At 64.6% G+C, this 15,934-nt stretch carries 19 protein-coding genes; 12 read left to right on the forward strand and 7 right to left on the reverse strand.

The features are described 5' to 3' along the window. Nucleotides 1-96: 96 nt before the first annotated feature. Nucleotides 97-1,299: an NAD(P)/FAD-dependent oxidoreductase gene (locus tag ABX298_RS21785; protein WP_367393626.1), complete on the reverse strand. Its 1,203-nt coding sequence runs from the start codon at nt 1,297-1,299 to the stop codon at nt 97-99. A 258-nt stretch (nt 1,300-1,557) separates the two neighbouring features. Between ABX298_RS21785 and ABX298_RS21790 the strand changes: the two genes are divergently transcribed. Then, nucleotides 1,558-2,097 carry an Rrf2 family transcriptional regulator gene (locus tag ABX298_RS21790; protein ID WP_003259245.1) on the forward strand — a complete coding sequence of 180 codons (540 nt, stop codon included), beginning with the start codon at nt 1,558-1,560 and terminating at the stop codon, nt 2,095-2,097. Nucleotides 2,098-2,215: 118 nt separating this feature from the next. Here the strand turns inward: ABX298_RS21790 and ABX298_RS21795 are convergent, their stop codons facing one another. Continuing rightward, the gene (locus tag ABX298_RS21795) at nt 2,216-3,127 is read right to left on the reverse strand and encodes an AraC family transcriptional regulator (RefSeq protein WP_367393627.1); all 912 of its coding nucleotides are present in this window, start codon (nt 3,125-3,127) and stop codon (nt 2,216-2,218) included. A gap of 102 nt (nt 3,128-3,229) precedes the next feature. Here ABX298_RS21795 and ABX298_RS21800 point away from each other — a divergent pair, with 102 nt between their 5' ends. From ABX298_RS21800 to ABX298_RS21830, 7 genes are all read left to right on the forward strand, one after another. Further along, nucleotides 3,230-3,790, forward strand: a complete 561-nt coding sequence (locus ABX298_RS21800) for a carboxymuconolactone decarboxylase family protein (RefSeq protein WP_003259243.1) — start codon at nt 3,230-3,232, stop codon at nt 3,788-3,790. Between the two features lie 99 nt (nt 3,791-3,889). After that, nucleotides 3,890-4,954 (forward strand): acyl-CoA dehydrogenase family protein, encoded by a 1,065-nt coding sequence (locus ABX298_RS21805; protein ID WP_367393628.1) that lies wholly within the window; start codon nt 3,890-3,892, stop codon nt 4,952-4,954. After that, nucleotides 4,951-5,772, forward strand: a complete 822-nt coding sequence (locus ABX298_RS21810; RefSeq protein ID WP_025338798.1) for an ABC transporter ATP-binding protein — start codon at nt 4,951-4,953, stop codon at nt 5,770-5,772. Before ABX298_RS21805 ends, ABX298_RS21810 begins: the two co-directional genes overlap by 4 nt. Next, the gene (locus ABX298_RS21815) at nt 5,759-6,964 is read left to right on the forward strand and encodes an ABC transporter substrate-binding protein (protein ID WP_085591593.1); all 1,206 of its coding nucleotides are present in this window, start codon (nt 5,759-5,761) and stop codon (nt 6,962-6,964) included. The genes ABX298_RS21810 and ABX298_RS21815 overlap by 14 nt, the downstream gene beginning before the upstream one ends. After that, nucleotides 6,964-7,719 (forward strand): ABC transporter permease, encoded by a 756-nt coding sequence (locus tag ABX298_RS21820; RefSeq protein WP_025338800.1) that lies wholly within the window; start codon nt 6,964-6,966, stop codon nt 7,717-7,719. The genes ABX298_RS21815 and ABX298_RS21820 overlap by 1 nt, the downstream gene beginning before the upstream one ends. A gap of 95 nt (nt 7,720-7,814) precedes the next feature. Then, nucleotides 7,815-8,123: a transposase gene (locus ABX298_RS21825; protein WP_004376391.1), complete on the forward strand. Its 309-nt coding sequence runs from the start codon at nt 7,815-7,817 to the stop codon at nt 8,121-8,123. After that, nucleotides 8,120-8,962, forward strand: a complete 843-nt coding sequence (locus ABX298_RS21830; protein ID WP_044288731.1) for an IS3 family transposase — start codon at nt 8,120-8,122, stop codon at nt 8,960-8,962. The genes ABX298_RS21825 and ABX298_RS21830 overlap by 4 nt, the downstream gene beginning before the upstream one ends. 255 nt (nt 8,963-9,217) lie before the next feature. On the opposite strand, the gene ABX298_RS21835 is transcribed toward ABX298_RS21830, so the two are convergent. Together ABX298_RS21835 and argC are read right to left on the reverse strand one after the other, a co-directional pair. Continuing rightward, complete coding sequence (locus ABX298_RS21835; RefSeq protein ID WP_075044970.1) at nt 9,218-9,904, reverse strand: GNAT family N-acetyltransferase; 687 nt, start codon at nt 9,902-9,904, stop codon at nt 9,218-9,220. Between the two features lie 79 nt (nt 9,905-9,983). Continuing rightward, a complete protein-coding gene (gene argC / locus ABX298_RS21840) occupies nt 9,984-10,925 on the reverse strand; it encodes an N-acetyl-gamma-glutamyl-phosphate reductase (RefSeq protein ID WP_075044971.1) in 942 nt (313 codons plus the stop codon). A 108-nt stretch (nt 10,926-11,033) separates the two neighbouring features. On the opposite strand from argC, the gene ABX298_RS21845 reads away from it, so the two are divergent. After that, nucleotides 11,034-11,915: a LysR family transcriptional regulator gene (locus ABX298_RS21845; RefSeq protein ID WP_075044972.1), complete on the forward strand. Its 882-nt coding sequence runs from the start codon at nt 11,034-11,036 to the stop codon at nt 11,913-11,915. A 123-nt stretch (nt 11,916-12,038) separates the two neighbouring features. On the opposite strand, the gene ABX298_RS21850 is transcribed toward ABX298_RS21845, so the two are convergent. Next, on the reverse strand, nt 12,039-12,245 hold the full coding sequence (locus tag ABX298_RS21850; protein ID WP_025338803.1) for a 4-oxalocrotonate tautomerase family protein: 207 nt from the start codon (nt 12,243-12,245) through the stop codon (nt 12,039-12,041). A 16-nt stretch (nt 12,246-12,261) separates the two neighbouring features. Then, a complete protein-coding gene (locus tag ABX298_RS21855) occupies nt 12,262-12,996 on the reverse strand; it encodes an SDR family NAD(P)-dependent oxidoreductase (RefSeq protein WP_075044973.1) in 735 nt (244 codons plus the stop codon). Nucleotides 12,997-13,120: 124 nt separating this feature from the next. Here ABX298_RS21855 and ABX298_RS21860 point away from each other — a divergent pair, with 124 nt between their 5' ends. Continuing rightward, nucleotides 13,121-14,029 (forward strand): LysR family transcriptional regulator, encoded by a 909-nt coding sequence (locus tag ABX298_RS21860; RefSeq protein WP_003259239.1) that lies wholly within the window; start codon nt 13,121-13,123, stop codon nt 14,027-14,029. Nucleotides 14,030-14,135: 106 nt separating this feature from the next. Next, nucleotides 14,136-14,408 carry a hypothetical protein gene (locus ABX298_RS21865; RefSeq protein ID WP_025338805.1) on the forward strand — a complete coding sequence of 91 codons (273 nt, stop codon included), beginning with the start codon at nt 14,136-14,138 and terminating at the stop codon, nt 14,406-14,408. Nucleotides 14,409-14,528: 120 nt separating this feature from the next. Here ABX298_RS21865 and ABX298_RS21870 read toward each other — a convergent pair whose 3' ends face one another. Continuing rightward, nucleotides 14,529-15,179, reverse strand: coding sequence for a TIGR04211 family SH3 domain-containing protein (locus ABX298_RS21870; protein ID WP_075044975.1), 651 nt, complete (start codon nt 15,177-15,179; stop codon nt 14,529-14,531). Between the two features lie 271 nt (nt 15,180-15,450). Here ABX298_RS21870 and ABX298_RS21875 point away from each other — a divergent pair, with 271 nt between their 5' ends. Further along, nucleotides 15,451-15,930: a VOC family protein gene (locus ABX298_RS21875; RefSeq protein ID WP_367393629.1), complete on the forward strand. Its 480-nt coding sequence runs from the start codon at nt 15,451-15,453 to the stop codon at nt 15,928-15,930. Nucleotides 15,931-15,934 lie beyond the last annotated feature (4 nt).

The raw sequence follows: 15,934 nt of genomic DNA on the forward strand, positions 1-15,934 counted from the left end.
GATGCCATATGGCCATCATTTTCGAACAGTCATTTCATGTCATGACATCAAAGGACAAAACCGCCATCAGGTGGCGGTTTTGTCAGTTCGCTGCGATCAGACGATCGCGATCAGCGGGTCAGCAGCGGCCAGTGCCAAGGCGCGATCAGCCGCTGGCGGGTAGATCCACACCGAGTTGATCTGGCGCTTGAGGTTTTTGCCTTCCTGGCCGTGCAGCTTCAGTTCGCGCTCCCAACCCTCGCTGAACGTCGCGCCCCATTCGCCCAGGTCCAGGCAGGTGACGTACTTGGGCTGGCGGTACACCACCGGCTGCAAGCCGAGCAGGTCGGCCGCGGCGTTGTTGCCGGAGTGGCGGCCCATGGGGATGGCGTGCTGGCAGGTCATCAGGGCGTGGTTGCCCAGCTCGTCCACAGCGGCCCAGGCAGTATCGCCTGTGGCGTACACATGGTCCTGGCCCAGCACCTTCAGGTGGCCGTCCACTTTCAGCCGGCCGAAGTTGTCGCGCTCGCCGGCAACTTGTGCGGTCAACGGGCTGGCCTTCACGCCAACGGTCCAGATCACGGTGTTGCTGGCGATATGGTCGCCGTTGTCCAGGGTAACGCCACCGGCATCGACCGCTACCACCGAGGCCCCGGCCTTCCACTCGACCCCGGCTTGTTCGCAGGCGGCGATGATCGACGGCGTGATACCGGCGCCCAGCGCCGCACCAACTTGCGCACCGCGGTCGACCACCACCACCCGCACCGCTGCACTGGCGCCGAGGATGGCACGCAGGCGGGCAGGCATTTCCGTGGCGGTTTCAATACCTGTGAAGCCACCACCGCAGACCACCACAGTGTTGCGTGCAGGCGAAGCGGGCTGGGCGGCCAGGCCGACCAGGTGCTGTTCCAGGCGCATGGCCGATTCCATCTGGTCGACATCGAATGCATGTTCGGCCAGGCCAGGCACTGCCGGGCGTGCGACCTGGCTGCCGGCGGCAAGGATCAGGCGGTCGTAGGCGATCTGTTGCCGGTGCCCCTGGGCGTCGGTGTAGCTGACGCTGCGCCCTTCGGTATCGATGCTGTCGGCGTTGCCCGGAATGAAGTGAATGCCCACGGCTTCGAACAGCTCGCCCAGCGGGGCTTTCATGCCGTGCACGTCGGCCTCGTAGAAGCGCGGGCGGATGCGCAGTTCAGGCTGCGGAGCGAGGACGCTGATGTTGATGTCGGCACGCTGGGCCTGATCGAGCAGGCGCGCAGCGCTCAGGGCGCTCCATACACCGGCAAAGCCGGCACCGATGATGAGGATGTTCGATTTCATGAAGGTGCTCCGCAAGGTTCGAAAGGGGCTTCGAGGGCGGGTTGTGTGCCTCTCGAATAACTACGACTGTATTGATCGTAGTTTGTGCGTGCAAGTCTTTTTTTTCGCATGCCGACACTCCGCATCACCATTTCGTGGCTCGAATAGCTGTATTTACTGGGCTTAAGGGAAAAACAAGGCCGACCGGCGGCAGCTTTGCGCTTTGCGGTGCGGATGCTATCGGCGTATTATTTGCGACAAGATTGGTCGGAGATAGATATGTCGCTCTACAGTGCTGGCGTCGAATACGGTATCCATTGCCTGCTGTTCCTGGTGGACGAGCGGGGCGACTCGCGCGAGTCCAGCGTGCGCGACCTGGCGGAGTTGCAGGGTGTACCCCAGGAGTACCTGGCCAAGGTCTTTACCAAGCTGGCCCGTGCCGGGCTGGTGGCCGCCACCGAGGGCGTGCGTGGCGGCTTCCGACTGGCGCGGCCGTCGGATGAAATCACCGTGCTGGATATCGTCAATGCCATCGATGGGCCAAAGAAGATCTTCGACTGCCGCGAAGTTCGCGAGCGTTGCAGCCTGTTCGAGGGTTCGCCGCCGGGTTGGGCGACCGAGGGCACCTGCGCGATCCATGCAGTGATGCTGGGTGCGCAGAAGCGCATGGAAGAGGCCCTGGCGCAGCAGACCATCCTTGATCTGGCGCGGCGGTTCGGGCGCAAGGCGCCGGCCGAGTTCGGGCAGAAGGTCAATGCCTGGATGGGTGAGCGGCGGGAGGGCAAAGGGGCAGGGGATATTCCGGTCAGTCAGGTCTGAATCTGCTGCCAGTGCCGGCCTCTTCGCGGGTAAACCCGCTCCCACAGGTACCCCACAAGTTCCAGAGATTCTGATATCCCTGTGGGAGCGGGTTCACCCGCGAAGAGGCCAGTGCAGGCTAACGCCCCTCATGCTGGCGCCGATACGCCCCCGGCTGCACCCCAACCGCCTTGGCAAACGCCCGGGTAAACGCCGCCACCGACTGATATCCCACCTGTGCCCCGACCTGCTCCACGGTATGCCCCGCCCGCAGCAACTGGCTGGCATGGCGCATGCGCAACGCCAGCAGTACTTGCCCCGGCGACTGTCCCGCCAGTTCATTGAAACGCTTGAAAAACGCCGACCGCGACAACCCGGTGCAGGCGGCCATGCTTTCCAGCGTCCACGCTTGCCCCGGTTGCTCGATCAGCTGCTCCAGCAACCCGGCAAACGCCGGTTGCCGGGCGAGGGCGACCAGCCCGCCCAGCGATTGCCCGGCATGCACCTGCTGGCGCAGCACATACAGGAACAACAAGTGCGTCAGCCGCTCCAGCAACGCCTGTGACGGCCCGGCGGCGCGCCGGCATTCCTCCAGGATCAGCTCGAACAACGCCCGCGCCGCGTGCCCGGCCGGTTCATCGGCGCGCAGCAGTATCCAGTCGGCCAGGCCGTCGACGATCAGCGCCGACAGGCCCGGCCTGAAGTGGAAGAAACCACATACCAGCCCCACGCCATCGACCGCATCGGCGTCCATGGCCTGCATGTGCTGGCGTGGCTGGGCGCAGGCACTGGCCGGGTCCTGGTCGCTGGCCAGGCGATAGCCGAGGTCGCGCAGCAGGAACACCGCATCGCCGGCCTCCAGGCGCAGTGCCTCGGGCTGGCCGTCGATGTGCAGCCAGCAATGCCCTTGAACCACCAGGTGGAAGCTGGCCCGGCCCATGCCTTCGGTGCTGGCGTGCCAGCCGCCGCAGTAGCGGCCCACATGAAACAGGCTGGCATCGAGCTCCAGGCCCTCTAATAACCAATCGACAAGGTGGCTGGACGAAATCATCTAATGCAAAGACTCAAGAGCAAGGAAAGGCGACTGATGAATATGGAGGGTAGTTCTTATAACCAACAGACTGTAGTGACACCCATCAAAGGAGACCACTCCATGTCCTCGCGCATTACTTTACACACGCTGCAGAGCGCCCCGGAAGCGGCCCGTCCGTTCCTCGAGAACGCCCAGAAGAATTCCGGCTTCATCCCCAACCTGCTGGGCGTGCTGGCCAATGCCCCGGCGGCGCTGGAAACCTACGTGACCGTTTCGGCACTCAACGGCAAAGCCGAACTGAGCCTGGCCGAGCGTGAAGTGGTGCAGCTGATTGCCGCCACCCAGCATGGCTGTGACTTCTGCGTGGCCGGCCACACGGCCGTGGCCCTGAACAAGGCCAAGCTGCCGCAGGAGGTGGTCGATGCCCTGCGTGCCCGTGGCGAGCTGCCCGATGCCCGGTATGAAACCCTGGCCGCGTTCGCCCGCGAAGTCATCGCCACCCGTGGCAATGTCAGCGAGGCCACTTACCAGGCCTTCCGCGCAGCCGGTTTCAGCGAAGGCAACGCTCTGGAGGTGATTCTGGGCGTGAGCCTCGCAACCCTGTGCAACTTTGCTAATGTGTTCGCCCAGACGCCGCTCAATGACGAGCTCGGCAAGTACCGCTGGCAACCTTCTGCATGATCCGCGCGTGATACCGGTCGTACCGCGATCGTTGTAGGAGCGGCCTTGTGCCGCGTATGGGCCGCCAAGCGGCCCCGGCGTTTTCAAAGGAGCAAGACCATGCAAGATTGTGCATTTCGACACTGGCTGGATGCCAATGCCGAGGCCATTGACCGGGGCCAGTGCGAGCCGCAGCTGGTGCTGGCGCAAATCGCCGAATCGCAGCTGCTGCGGGTAGGTGTCGACCCGACCCTGGGCGGCACGGGCGGGCAGGTGACCGACGCGGTCGAGGCCATCGCCGCGATCGCCAGCCGCTCGCTGGCAGCGGCGTTCGTCTGCTGGGGCCAGCGCGCCTTCATCGAATACCTGTTGCACAGCCCCAACCAGCCACTGCGCGAGCGCCTGTTGCCGCGCCTGCTGACTGGCGAACTGGCCGGCGCCACCGGGCTGTCCAACGCCATGAAGTTCCTGTCCGGCATCGAAGCGCTGCAGGTGCGCGGGCGCCCGCAAGCCGATGGCTGGCAGTTGGAAGGGCGCCTGCACTGGGTGACCAACCTGCGCAAAAGCGGCTTCGTGGTGGCTGCGGCTATCGAAGACGAAGCCGGTGGTGCACCGTTCGTGCTGGCCATTCCGTCCGACGCGCAGGGCCTGGAGCGCTCCGACGACCTGCAACTGATGGGCCTGCAGTCGAGCAATACCGCGGCACTGGCCTTCCACCAGGTGCAATTGCAGCGTGGCTGGTTGTTGCACGAAAATGCCCGTGAGTTCCTGCCCCGGGTACGCCCGGCGTTCCTGGCGCTGCAGTGCGGCATGGCCATTGGCCTGGCGCGGCGGGCGCTGGCGGAAGTGCAGGCACACCTGCATGGCCGTGCCTCGTTCCTCGACGAAGCACGCCAGGTGCTCGGCGAGCGCCTGGAAAACACCGTGAGCGAGCTCAAACAGGGCCTGCTCGATGGCCGCTTCCAGCAGCAGCCGGCAGCCTTGTTCAAGCTGCGCATCACCCTGGCCGAAAGCGCTGCCGACGCCGTGCAACTGGAGTTGCAGGCCAGTGGTGGCAAGGCCTACCTCAGTGAGTACGGTGAAGGCTTTGCCCGCCGCTGGCGCGAGTCGGCCTTCGTGCCGATCGTCACGCCCAGCCTGGTGCAACTGCGCGCCGAACTGCAACGCCAGGCGGGCGCGGCATGAGCCAAGTGTTGCTCGAAGCCCGCGACATCAGCCTGGGCTACCCCCGCGAGGGTGGCTGGCAGGCGGTGCTGGCGCAGTTCGACCTGCAGCTGGCACCCGGCGAAGTGGTGACCATCCTCGGCCCCAGCGGGGTCGGCAAGTCCAGCCTGCTGCGGGTACTGGCCGGCCTGCAGCAGCCCCGCGGTGGCAGCGTGACCCTGCACGGCCAGCCGCTGCAGGGTCCGCACCCACGCCTGGCGGTGGCCTTCCAGGACCCGAGCCTGTTGCCCTGGCTGAGCCTGGAGAAGAACGTCGCCTTCGGCCTGGACTTCGCCCGCCAGCCAAAACTCGCCGCCGCCGAACGCCGCGCACGCATCGACCATGCGATTGCTGCCGTGGGCCTGGCCCATGCTCGCGGCCAGTACCCGGCGCAGTTGTCCGGCGGCATGGCCCAGCGCACCGCGCTGGCCCGCTGCCTGGCCCGCCAGCCCGAAGTGCTGTTGCTCGACGAGCCGTTCGGCGCGTTGGATGAAGTGACCCGGGCCGACATGCAGCAATTGCTGCTGCAACTGATCGCCACCCACAACACGGCGGCGGTGCTGATCACCCACGATATCGACGAAGCCCTGCTGCTGTCCGACCGGGTCCTGCTACTGGGCAACCACCCAGCGCATACCCTCGGCCAGTGGCGCATCGACCTGCCGCAACCACGGACGCAGCGGGTCGAGGAACTGGGCGCCTTGCGCATCGAAATTCTCAAAACCCTTCGGCGGGCAAGCCGCACAGTCGAACCTACCCCAACCCCGTTGCCCTCGGAGGCTGTCCATGTGCATGGATGACTGCTGTTCCTCTTCTTCGCGTCGCGATTTCCTCAAGCTCGGCGCCATGCTCACGGCCGCCGGAGCACTGCCGTTGCTGTCGAGCCTGCAGGCCCGCGCCGCCGCCGAACCGGACGCGCCAGTGCGTATCGGCTACCTGCCGATCACTGACGCCACGCCACTGCTGGTGGCGCACAACAACGGCCTGTTCGAGGCCGAAGGCATCAAGGCCGAGCGCCCAGTGCTGCTGCGCAGCTGGGCGCAGGTGATCGAGGCGTTCATCTCCGGCCAGGTCAACGTCATCCACCTGCTGTCGCCGATGACCGTATGGGCCCGCTACGGCAGCAAGGTGCCGGCCAAGGTGGTGGCCTGGAACCACGTGGGCGGTTCAGGCCTGACCGTGGCCCCGGACATCAGCGACATGAAACAGCTGGGCGGCAAGACCGTGGCCATCCCGTTCTGGTACTCGATCCACAATGTGGTGCTGCAACAGATGCTCAACGACAACGGCCTGACCCCGGTGTCGAAGCCGGCCAATGCGCCACTGGCCGGCAACGAAGTCAACCTGCTGGTATTGCCGCCGTCCGACATGCCGCCGGCGCTGGCCAGCAAACGCATCGCTGGCTATATCGTCGCCGAGCCATTCAACGCCCTGGCCGAGAACCTCAAGGTTGGCCGCGTGCAGCGCTTCACCGGCGATGTGTGGCGCAACCACGCCTGCTGCGTGGTGTTCATGCACGAGCACGACCTGAACAACCGCCCGGAGTGGTCGCAGAAGGTGGTCAACGCCATCGTCAAGGCCCAGCACTGGACCCGTGACCACCGCGCCGAGGCCGCCGCATTGTTGTCCAAGGCCGGCCCCAACAAGTACACCCCGCATGAACCAGCGGTGCTCGGCAAAGTGCTGGCCCCGGCCGCCGAGGACCGTGCCGGTTACATTGCCAGTGGCGCCATTCGCCACCAGCAGTGGGACGAAAAGCGCATCGATTTCCAGCCTTACCCGTTCCCCAGCTACACCGAAGAGCTGGTCAAGCGCCTGAAAACCACCCTGATCGAGGGCGACAGCGCGTTCCTGGCCGGCCTGGACCCGGCACAGACCGCCCGCGACCTGGTCGACGACCGCTTCGTGCGCAACGCCATCGCCAGCGTTGGCGGGCCGTCGGTGTTCGGCATCGCCGATAACTTCGAGCGTAGCGAGGAGTTCGCGGTCTGATGCGCACGCATGTCGTTCATGCCGGCCTGGGTCTGGCCGGGTTGCTGGGTTTGTTGCTGTTGTGGTGGGCCGGTGTCGCGCTGTTCGGCCAGGCCGATGGCCTGTCGGCGCGCTTTTCGCCGGCAGCGACCCTGGCCAGCCTGATCGAGTTGCTGGGGCAGGGCGAGGTGTACGGGCATATCTGGGTCAGCCTCAAGCGTATCCTGGTCGGGCTGCTGCTGGCGCTGCTGATCGGCGTGCCGCTGGGTTTGCTGGTGGGCAGCTACCGGCACCTGGAGGCCGCAACCACGCCGGCGTTCCAGTTCCTGCGCATGATCTCGCCGCTGTCGTGGATGCCGGTGGTGGTGATGCTGATGGGCGTGGGGGACCAGCCTATCTACTTCCTGCTGGCGTTTGCCGCGTTGTGGCCGATCTTGCTGAACACGGCGGCCGGGGTAAGGCAGCTGGACCCGCGCTGGTTGCAGTTGAGCCGCAGTTTGAGTGCCACGCGCCGGGAGACCTTGTGCAAGGTGATCGTGCCCGGGGTGATCGGCCATGTGCTGACCGGCGTGCGCCTGGCCATCGGCATCCTGTGGATCGTGCTGGTGCCGTGCGAAATGCTCGGGGTGAGTGCGGGGCTGGGGTACTTCATTCTCGATACCCGCGACCGGCTGGCGTATTCCGAGCTGATGGCGATGGTGCTGCTGATCGGGGTGCTGGGGTTTGTGCTGGATGCCCTGGCGCGTGGGCTGCATCGGCGTTGGGTGCATGGCTGAGGGGCCAGCGGGGCTTTTTCGCGGCTAAACTGAACTGGCCTAATGATCCCGGACACCTCTTAAGGGCGATATGATTCGCCCACTCAGGAGGTTCCATGCAAGAACGAAAGACCTATACCCGCGAGTTCAAGCAACGTGCTGCCAGCATGGTTCTTGACGACAACTGTTCGGTTCCCGACGTCTGCGCATCGATGGATGTCGGTCCAACGGCTCTGCGCCGCTGGGTGGATCAGGTTCGTAAAGAGCGCCAGAAAGGCCAGCCCGTGGCTGGCACCAAGGCGATCAGCGATGAGCAGCGCGAGCTCCAGCAACTACGCGCCAAAATCAAACGTCTGGAGACCGAGGCCGAAATCTTAAAAAAGGCTACGGCTCTCTTGATGTCGGATCCCGATCGTTTTTCTTGATCGAGGAACTGAGGGAGTCTGGGGCGTATCCGACCAGCTTGCTTTGTAGCGCGCTGAACGTATCCCGCAGCGCGTTTTATGACTGGCTTCATCGCCGTTCAACGCCGAATACCAAACGTGACACGCTCAGAGCAAAAGTCGTGCAATTGCACGCTGAAAGCCGGGGAAGCGTTGGTGCGAGGATGCTCTCTGAGCACTTGAAGGCTCAGCAGCTCAAAGTAGGACGGTATCTGGCCGGAAAACTCATGCAGGAGGCAAATCTGGCCAGCAGGCAGCGCCGCCGGCATCAGTACCGCTCCAGAGGCGTCGAAGCCTTTGTGGCCAGGAATCTGCTCGAACGTAACTTCGAGCCGACTGCAATCAATCAGGTCTGGTGCGGCGACGTTACCAGCTTGATGGTCGGGAAGCGCTGGTACCACCTGGCAGTAGTGATTGACCTGTTCGCCCGGCGGATCGTTGGTTGGGCGTTTTCTCTCATCAATGATGCTAACTTGGTTAGCAGGGCGCTGAGGATGGCAGTGGGGGTTCGAGGCAAGCATGCAGGCTTGATGTTTCATTCAGATCAAGGCTGCCAATACACTAGCCAGCGCTTCCAGTCCGAGCTGCTTGAGCATGGGATAACCCAAAGCATGAGTCGCAGGGGGCAATGCTGGGACAATGCGCCAACAGAGCGCTTCTTCGGGACGCTCAAGTCAGAGTGGGTACCCTCTCAGGGCTACAAGGAGATTGAAGAAGCCAGGAGGGACATGACCAGCTTCTTCATGCGCTACAACCGAATCAGGCTCCATAGCTACAACAACTATCTGTCGCCAATAGCTATGGAGCAGCAGGCGGCTTGATCACCGTAATCGGTGTCCGGCAAAACTTGACCAGAACAAACCCGCTCCCATAGAACTGCACATAACTCATTGAATTAGCAGGGCCCCTGTGGGAGCGGCTTTAGCCGCGAACACCGGCGCAGCCGGTGCCATGCACCGCGTTGGATTCTTCGCGGCTAAAGCCGCTCCCACAGGGTACGAGGATCGCTTGCGAATTCAGTTATCTGTGCGACAGCGCAGCCCAAAGGGCTGGGCAACCTCCCACAGGCCCTTGGGTCAATGCACGGTCTTGCGCTGCCGTACACACTCCTGGGCCTGAGCGGTCAGTTCGTCCAGCCGCTCATCCCGCATCTGTTCCGCTTCGATCATCGCATCCTCACCCTGCTGGTTGAGCAGGTAGGTATGGATCTGCATCACTTCCGCCGTCTGGTAGATCGGCGCAATATCCAGTCGCCCGATCAGCGCGCCGCTAGCCCGCCCGGTACTGCTCATCAGTACCTGCGGCCCGTTGGCGGCCACCACCTGCATGCCCATCGCCTCGAACCACGGTACCTGGCTGGCAAAGGCATTCAGCTCGACGCAGACATGGCGTGCCTGCAGGTCGCCCAGCAGGGCGCGGGCGATGCCCTGGCGACGATGGCTGGCGCGCACGGCGAGGAATGCCAGGGCGCAGGCCTGTTCATCGTCCTCGGCCGGCAGCGACAGGGCAAACCCCAGCAATTGGTCCGGTGCCTCGGCATCCAGCGCCAGGGTCAGCGTCACGGCCAGGCCGCGGGTGCCGTCCAGTGCTTGCAGGTACTGGTGCACCTCCATGCCGACGCCGTACTGGTACAGCGGGTACAGCGGGTTGTCGGCACTGATGGCGACACTGCTCAGTTCGCCGACGTGGTGGATCACCAGTTCGCGGATCTGGTTCTGGAAAGATTCAGGCGGCACGCTGTCGAGGCGGCTCAGGATGAACATCGGGGGGCGGGCTCCGGCGGGTAGATGGACGGCCCGCGCCATGCGGGCGCGGGCTGTACAGTCTAACCGGTTTTGCCGATCAGCCTTGTACCTGCAATGCACCGAGCATCAGGTCGAGGTTTTGCACCGCCGCACCGGAGGCACCTTTGCCGAGGTTGTCGAACACTGCGGTCAGCAGCACCTGGCCATGCTCAGGGTTGGCGTAAAGCGCCAGGCGCAGGTCGTTGCTGTCGTTCAACGCCTCGGGGTCGAGGTTTGGCGCTGCGCCGTGCTGGTGCAGGGGCATCAGCTGGACGTGGCGGGCACCCTGGTAGTGCTGCTGCAGGCAGGCCTGCAGCTGTTCAGCACTGACCTGGCCGGGCAGCAGGCGCAACTGCAGTGGGATGCTCAGCACGATGCCTTGGCGGTAGGCACCGTAGCCCGGCATGAACATCGGCCGCGCCGACAGCCCGGCGTGCTGCTGGATTTCCGGCACGTGCTTGTGCGCCAGTTCCAGGCCGTACAGTTGCAGGGCCGGGTTTTTGCCGGCGGCGGGCTGTTCATGCCGTTCTACTGCGGCGCGGCCACCACCGGAATAGCCGGAGATGGCGTGGATGTTCAGCGGGTGATCCGCTGGCAGCAGGCCCGCCTTGACCAGTGGGCGCAACAGGGCGATGGCGCCGGTGGGGTAGCAGCCGGGGTTGCTGACGCGCTTGCTGTGCGCGATGCGCTCGGCTTGCTGCTCGTCGAGCTCCGGCAGGCCATAGACCCAGCCTGGGCTGGTGCGGTGCGCGGAGCTCGCGTCGATCACCCGTACCTGCGGGTTGTGGATCGCCGCCACGGCATCGCGGGCGGCATCGTCGGGCAGGCACAGCAGGGCGATGTCGGCGCTGTTGATTGCCTCGCGGCGCCGTTGCGGGTCTTTGCGCTCGGCTTCGGGCAGGGTCAGCAGGCGCAGATCGCTGCGGCCTTGCAGGCGGGCATGGATCTGCAGGCCGGTGGTGCCTTGGTCACCGTCGATGAAGACAACAGGGGTGTGCATGGTCGAAGTCCGGTCGGGGAGGGATGGCCTATGCTCGCTTGTGGCTCTGGTAAAGAAAATTTGAATATGATGATCGATATGTTCATCTTTTCTGAATGAGTTTGGCCCATGCGCGAAATCAGCCTCGACCGCCTCCGCACCCTGGTGGTCATCTCCGACCTGGGCTCCTTTGCCGAAGCCGCCCGCCAGCTCAACCTGGCACCGCCCACCATCAGCCTGCACGTGGCCGAGCTGGAGGCGCGCATCGGCGCCCCGTTGCTTACCCGCACCCGCGGCCAGGTGCGGCCCACGGTCATCGGCGAAACCCTGCTGGCCCGTGCCCGTCGCCTGCTGGCCGACGCCGACCTTGCGCTGGATGAAGTGCGCCGACAGGTCGAGGGCCTGACCGGCCGGGTGCGCCTGGGCGCTTCCACCGGTGCCATCGCCCACCTGCTGCCGCAGGCGCTGGAGCACTTGCGTACGGTGCACCCGGGGATCGATGTGCAGGTACAGGTGCTGACCTCCCAGGCCTCGTTGGCGCGCTTGCGCGAGGGCACGCTGGATATCGGCCTGGTGGCCTTGCCACAGGTGGCCGGCAAAGGGCTTGCGGTTACGCCCTGGCGGCGTGACCCGATCCTGGCCTACGTGCCGGCCGACTGGCAGCCACCGGCCAAGGTCACGCCGGCCTGGCTGGCGCAGCGGGCGTTGATCCTCAACGACAGCAGCACCCAGCTTTCGCGGGTGACCGGCGAGTGGTTCGCGGCAGCGGGGTTGTACCCCGAGCCGCGAATCGAGCTGAACTACAACGATGCGATCAAGAGCCTGGTCGGGGCCGGGTATGGGGCGACGCTGCTGCCGCAGGAGGGGGAGTCGGCCGATCTGGACCGGCGCATCGCCCGCCGGCCGCTGCGGCCGGGGTTGTGGCGGCAACTGGGCATTGCCTGCCGGGAAGGGCAGGTGGAGCGGGCCACGGGGTATGTGCTGCAGGCGTTGGAGCGGTTGCGCCAGTAGGGGCTGCTGTGCAGCCCAATCGCCGGCAAGCCAGCTCCCACAGGTACAGCGATAGCCTGAAGGCAGCGCCGTACCTGTGGGAGCTGGCTTGCCGGCGATTGGGCCGCGGGGCGGCCCCAGGCTTCAACCCCGCTCTCGGGCCCGCAGCGCGGTCACTGTCTCCCCGCCAACCCCCCAGTTATCGGTTGGCACCTCCTCGATCACCACAAAGGTACTGGCCGGCGGCTTGCCCAGCACCTGCTGCAGCATGCGGGTCGTCTGTTCGATCAGCTGGCGCTTGTGCTCAGCGCTCACGCCTTCATCGGTCACGCGAATATGGACATAGGGCATGGTTCTCGCTCCTCTGTTAATGCCAGGTGCCAGCGGTGCTACCGCCATCCACCGGCAGGATCACGCCGCTGACGAAGCGTGAGTCGGCCAGGTACAACACTGCATCCACGACATCCTGTGGCGAGCCGGTGCGGCCACTGGGTGACAGCGCGCCCATGCCTTGCGTATTGCCGCCATGCAGCGGTGTATCGATGATCCCCGGCGCCACCGCATTCACCTGCACGCCGCTGGCTGCCAGTTCCAGCGCCAGGCCTTTCACCGCCTGGTTCAGGCCGCCCTTGACCAGTACCGGCAGCAGGGCCGGCACGCGGGTGTCCGGTTGCAAGGCGATGGAGGCGGTAATGGCGATGATCTGCCCATGCCCTTGCCTGGTCATGATCCGCGCGGCTTCCTGGGCCGGGTAGAAGAACCCCTTGAGGTTGGTACCGACCAAGGCGTCGACATCCGCTTCGCTGTACTCGGCAAATGGCTTGGCAATGAAGATGCCGGCGTTGTTGATCAGCAGGTCGACCCCGCCAAAGGCTTGCTCGGCGCTGGCGAACAGGCGCTGCGCCGTGCCCGGTTCGGCGATGTCGCCAGCCACGCCGATGAAGCGCGATGGGTTGCCGAGGCGGGCGGCGGCTTGCTCAAGGCGGGCCTGGCTGCGAGCGTTGCCGACCACGTTGTCGCCGCGTTCGAGGAAGGCTTCGGCCAGGGCGAAACCCAGGCCGCTCGAGGCCCCGGTAATGATGACGGTGCGTGGCGTGTTCATGTGCATGATCTCCAGTGAAGTGAGCCATGGGCTCGGTGTGAAGCCACTGTAGGTTGCAATCAGCACTTGAAAAATGAGGCGTGGGGCATTTCAATCGATACATCATGTAATCAATCGAGCCGTCATGACCCGCCATTTCGACGATCTGCAACTGGGCAGCCTGGAACTGTTCTGCCTGGCCGCCGACAGCGGCAGCTTCACTGCTGCGGCCACGGAGGCCGGCGTTACACCGGCGGCGGTCAGCCGCAGCGTGGCGCGCCTGGAAGAGCGCCTGGGCGTGCGCCTGTTCGTCCGCACCACCCGGCAGATGCGCCTGTCCGCAGCCGGCCAGGCCTATTACCAGCAATGTCGGCAGGCATTGGGGCAGCTGGTCGAGGCCGAGCGCCAGGTCACGGGCGGGCAGGTCGAGCCGAGCGGCCGCCTGCGTATCAGTGCACCCACGCCCTATGCCCATCACCGGCTGTTGCCGCTGCTGCCGCGGTTTCGCCAGCGTTACCCAAAGGTGCAGGTGGATGTGCATGTCAGCAACCGCAACGTCGACTTTGCCGAGGAGCCGTTCGACCTGGCCATTCGTGGTCGCGAGCCGGCCGATTCGCGGCTGGTGGCGCGTCGCCTGGAAGATGCCGAACTGGTGGTGGTGGCCACGCCGGGCTACCTGGCCCGTGCCGGCACGCCACGAACACCGCACGACTTGCTGCAACATGAGTGCATCCAGTTCGAACTGCCCAGCAGTGGCCGCCGCCCGCCGTGGAGCTTCCTTCAGGATGGCCAGCAGGTGGAGATCGAAACCCAGGGTGGGTTCACCTGCCTGGGCGACTTCCTCGCCACCGCCACGCTGGTGCGCCACGGCGGCGGGCTGATGCAGGCTTATCGCTTTACCGTGCAGGACGCACTGGCCAGTGGCGAACTGGTGGAAGTGCTCGCCGAGTTTGGCGGCACTTCGCGGCCGTTCATGCTGATCTACCCCCAGGCCCGGCACATGCCGCTGCGGGTGCGGGTGTTCATCGATTTCCTGTTTGCCGAGGGGGCATAGCCCCCGGGCTGAGCCGAGGCGCCGGGGCGTATGGCCGACTATGCTGTTTGCTGCGTCGAGCCAATGTCATCTCGACGACCCTTCAGGTTTTCCAGGAGAACGCTCCATGAAATCCACGAAATGCATACCTTTGCTGGTGATTGCCTCGGTCCTCAGTTTTGCCGCACACGCAGACCCGGCGAGCAACTGTGCGGCCAAGATCAAGGAGCTTGAGGATTTCGACAAGGCCAGTGGCCAGGCAATGCATGGCGGCATGGCCCATGACTTCAAAGTCCACCTGCAAAATGCCAAGGATGCTCAGAGCAAGGGTGATATGAAGCAGTGTCAGGCCTCGGCCGACCAGGCCAAGACTATCTACAACAAGGCACGTAGCAGATAAGCGCTTCCTGGCCCTTTCGCGGGTAAACCCGCTCCCACAGCATCTCCAACAGGCTCAAGGCCAACGCGGTACCTGTGGGAGCGGGTTTACCCGCGAAGAGGCCAGTGCAGGAAAGCCCAGTCAGAACCAGCGATCATTCTTCCTGCGCCCACGGGTCAGCGCCGGCAGGACCAGCCCCGCCAGCAAGCCCGCGCCGGCAATGCTGCCGCCATACACCATGTAGCGCATCATCACCTGCTTGTTCTCGTCCCCCAGGCGGGCCTGGGTATCGCGCAGCTGCGACTGGCTCTGGTCGAGCTGTTCATTCAGCGCCTTGTTGCGCGCCTCCAGTTCGTCGATCAGCTTCTTGCGTGAATCCAGGGTTTCCTGCATGCCCTGCACGCGGCTCTTCCAGCTGTCGTCGATGTTCTTCAACTGCCCGGTCAGGTCCGCGACCTGGGCATCGAGCTGCGGCAGGCGCTCGCTCTGGCCTGGCACCGACTGCAGGTCGTTGCTGAGAATCCACACCACATCGCCGTTCTGCCCGCGCACCTGGCTGTAGTTGCCCTGGCTGCCGATCAGGGTCAGCTTCTGCCCGGACTTGAGCGTACCGACAATGCGGTGGCCATCGGTGGGGCCGCTGCGCACATAGGTGCTCAGGCTGTCGCTGACCCAGCGTGCATCGCTGGCAGGCTCTTCGGCGTGCACCGGTGCGGCAAGGGCCACCAGGGTGGCGATCAGGCCGCCGCGCAGGGCAGTGAGGGCGGAAGCAGTTGGGCGGGAATCGGGCATGTTGGGTCTTCGCTGAAACAGGACAAAAGTAGGCCCGGTGACTGGGCCGATGAACCGGTCGGTGAGTTGACCGTCAGCCAAAGACCGTTTTTTTGTAGGCGGGTTCACTACCTGACGTCGGAAATGTCTGCAGGATGTTGCAGGACCGGACCAGGTGCAGCTGCCTTGCCGATGACGCAAATGTCGTGGAGTACCCCTTGTCGATCCTGTGAGTTCACCCTGCTTGCCGGGGCTAGACTCAGGGGCTCACATTCGCTCATGGAGCAAGGCCATGACTGCCAGGAACACCATCTGCCTCTGGTACGACAATGATGCCGAAGAGGCAGCGAACTTCTACGCCAGCGTTTTCCCCGACAGCAAGGTAATCGCGCTGCACAAGGCGCCGAGTGATTACCCGTCGGGCAAGGAGGGCGACGTGATCACGGTCGAATTCACCGTCATGGGCATTCCCTGCGTGGGGCTCAATGGAGGCAAGGCCTTCACGCACTGCGAGGCGTTTTCATTCCAGGTCAGCACCGAGGACCAGGCCGAGACCGACCGCTTTTGGGATGCCATTGTCGGCAATGGCGGCGAGGCCAGCGTCTGCGGCTGGTGCAGGGACAAATGGGGGATTTCGTGGCAGATCACCCCGCGCATCCTCATCGAAGCCATCGGGCACCCCGACCGGGCGGCGGCCAAGCGGGCGTTCGAGGCCATGATGCAGATGGGCAAGATCGATGTGGCCAGGATAGAGGCGGCGTTGAAGGGCTGATTAC

Source organism: Pseudomonas sp. X4 (assembly GCF_040784925.1).
GTDB classification, from domain to species: Bacteria; Pseudomonadota; Gammaproteobacteria; order Pseudomonadales; family Pseudomonadaceae; genus Aquipseudomonas; species Aquipseudomonas putida_Z.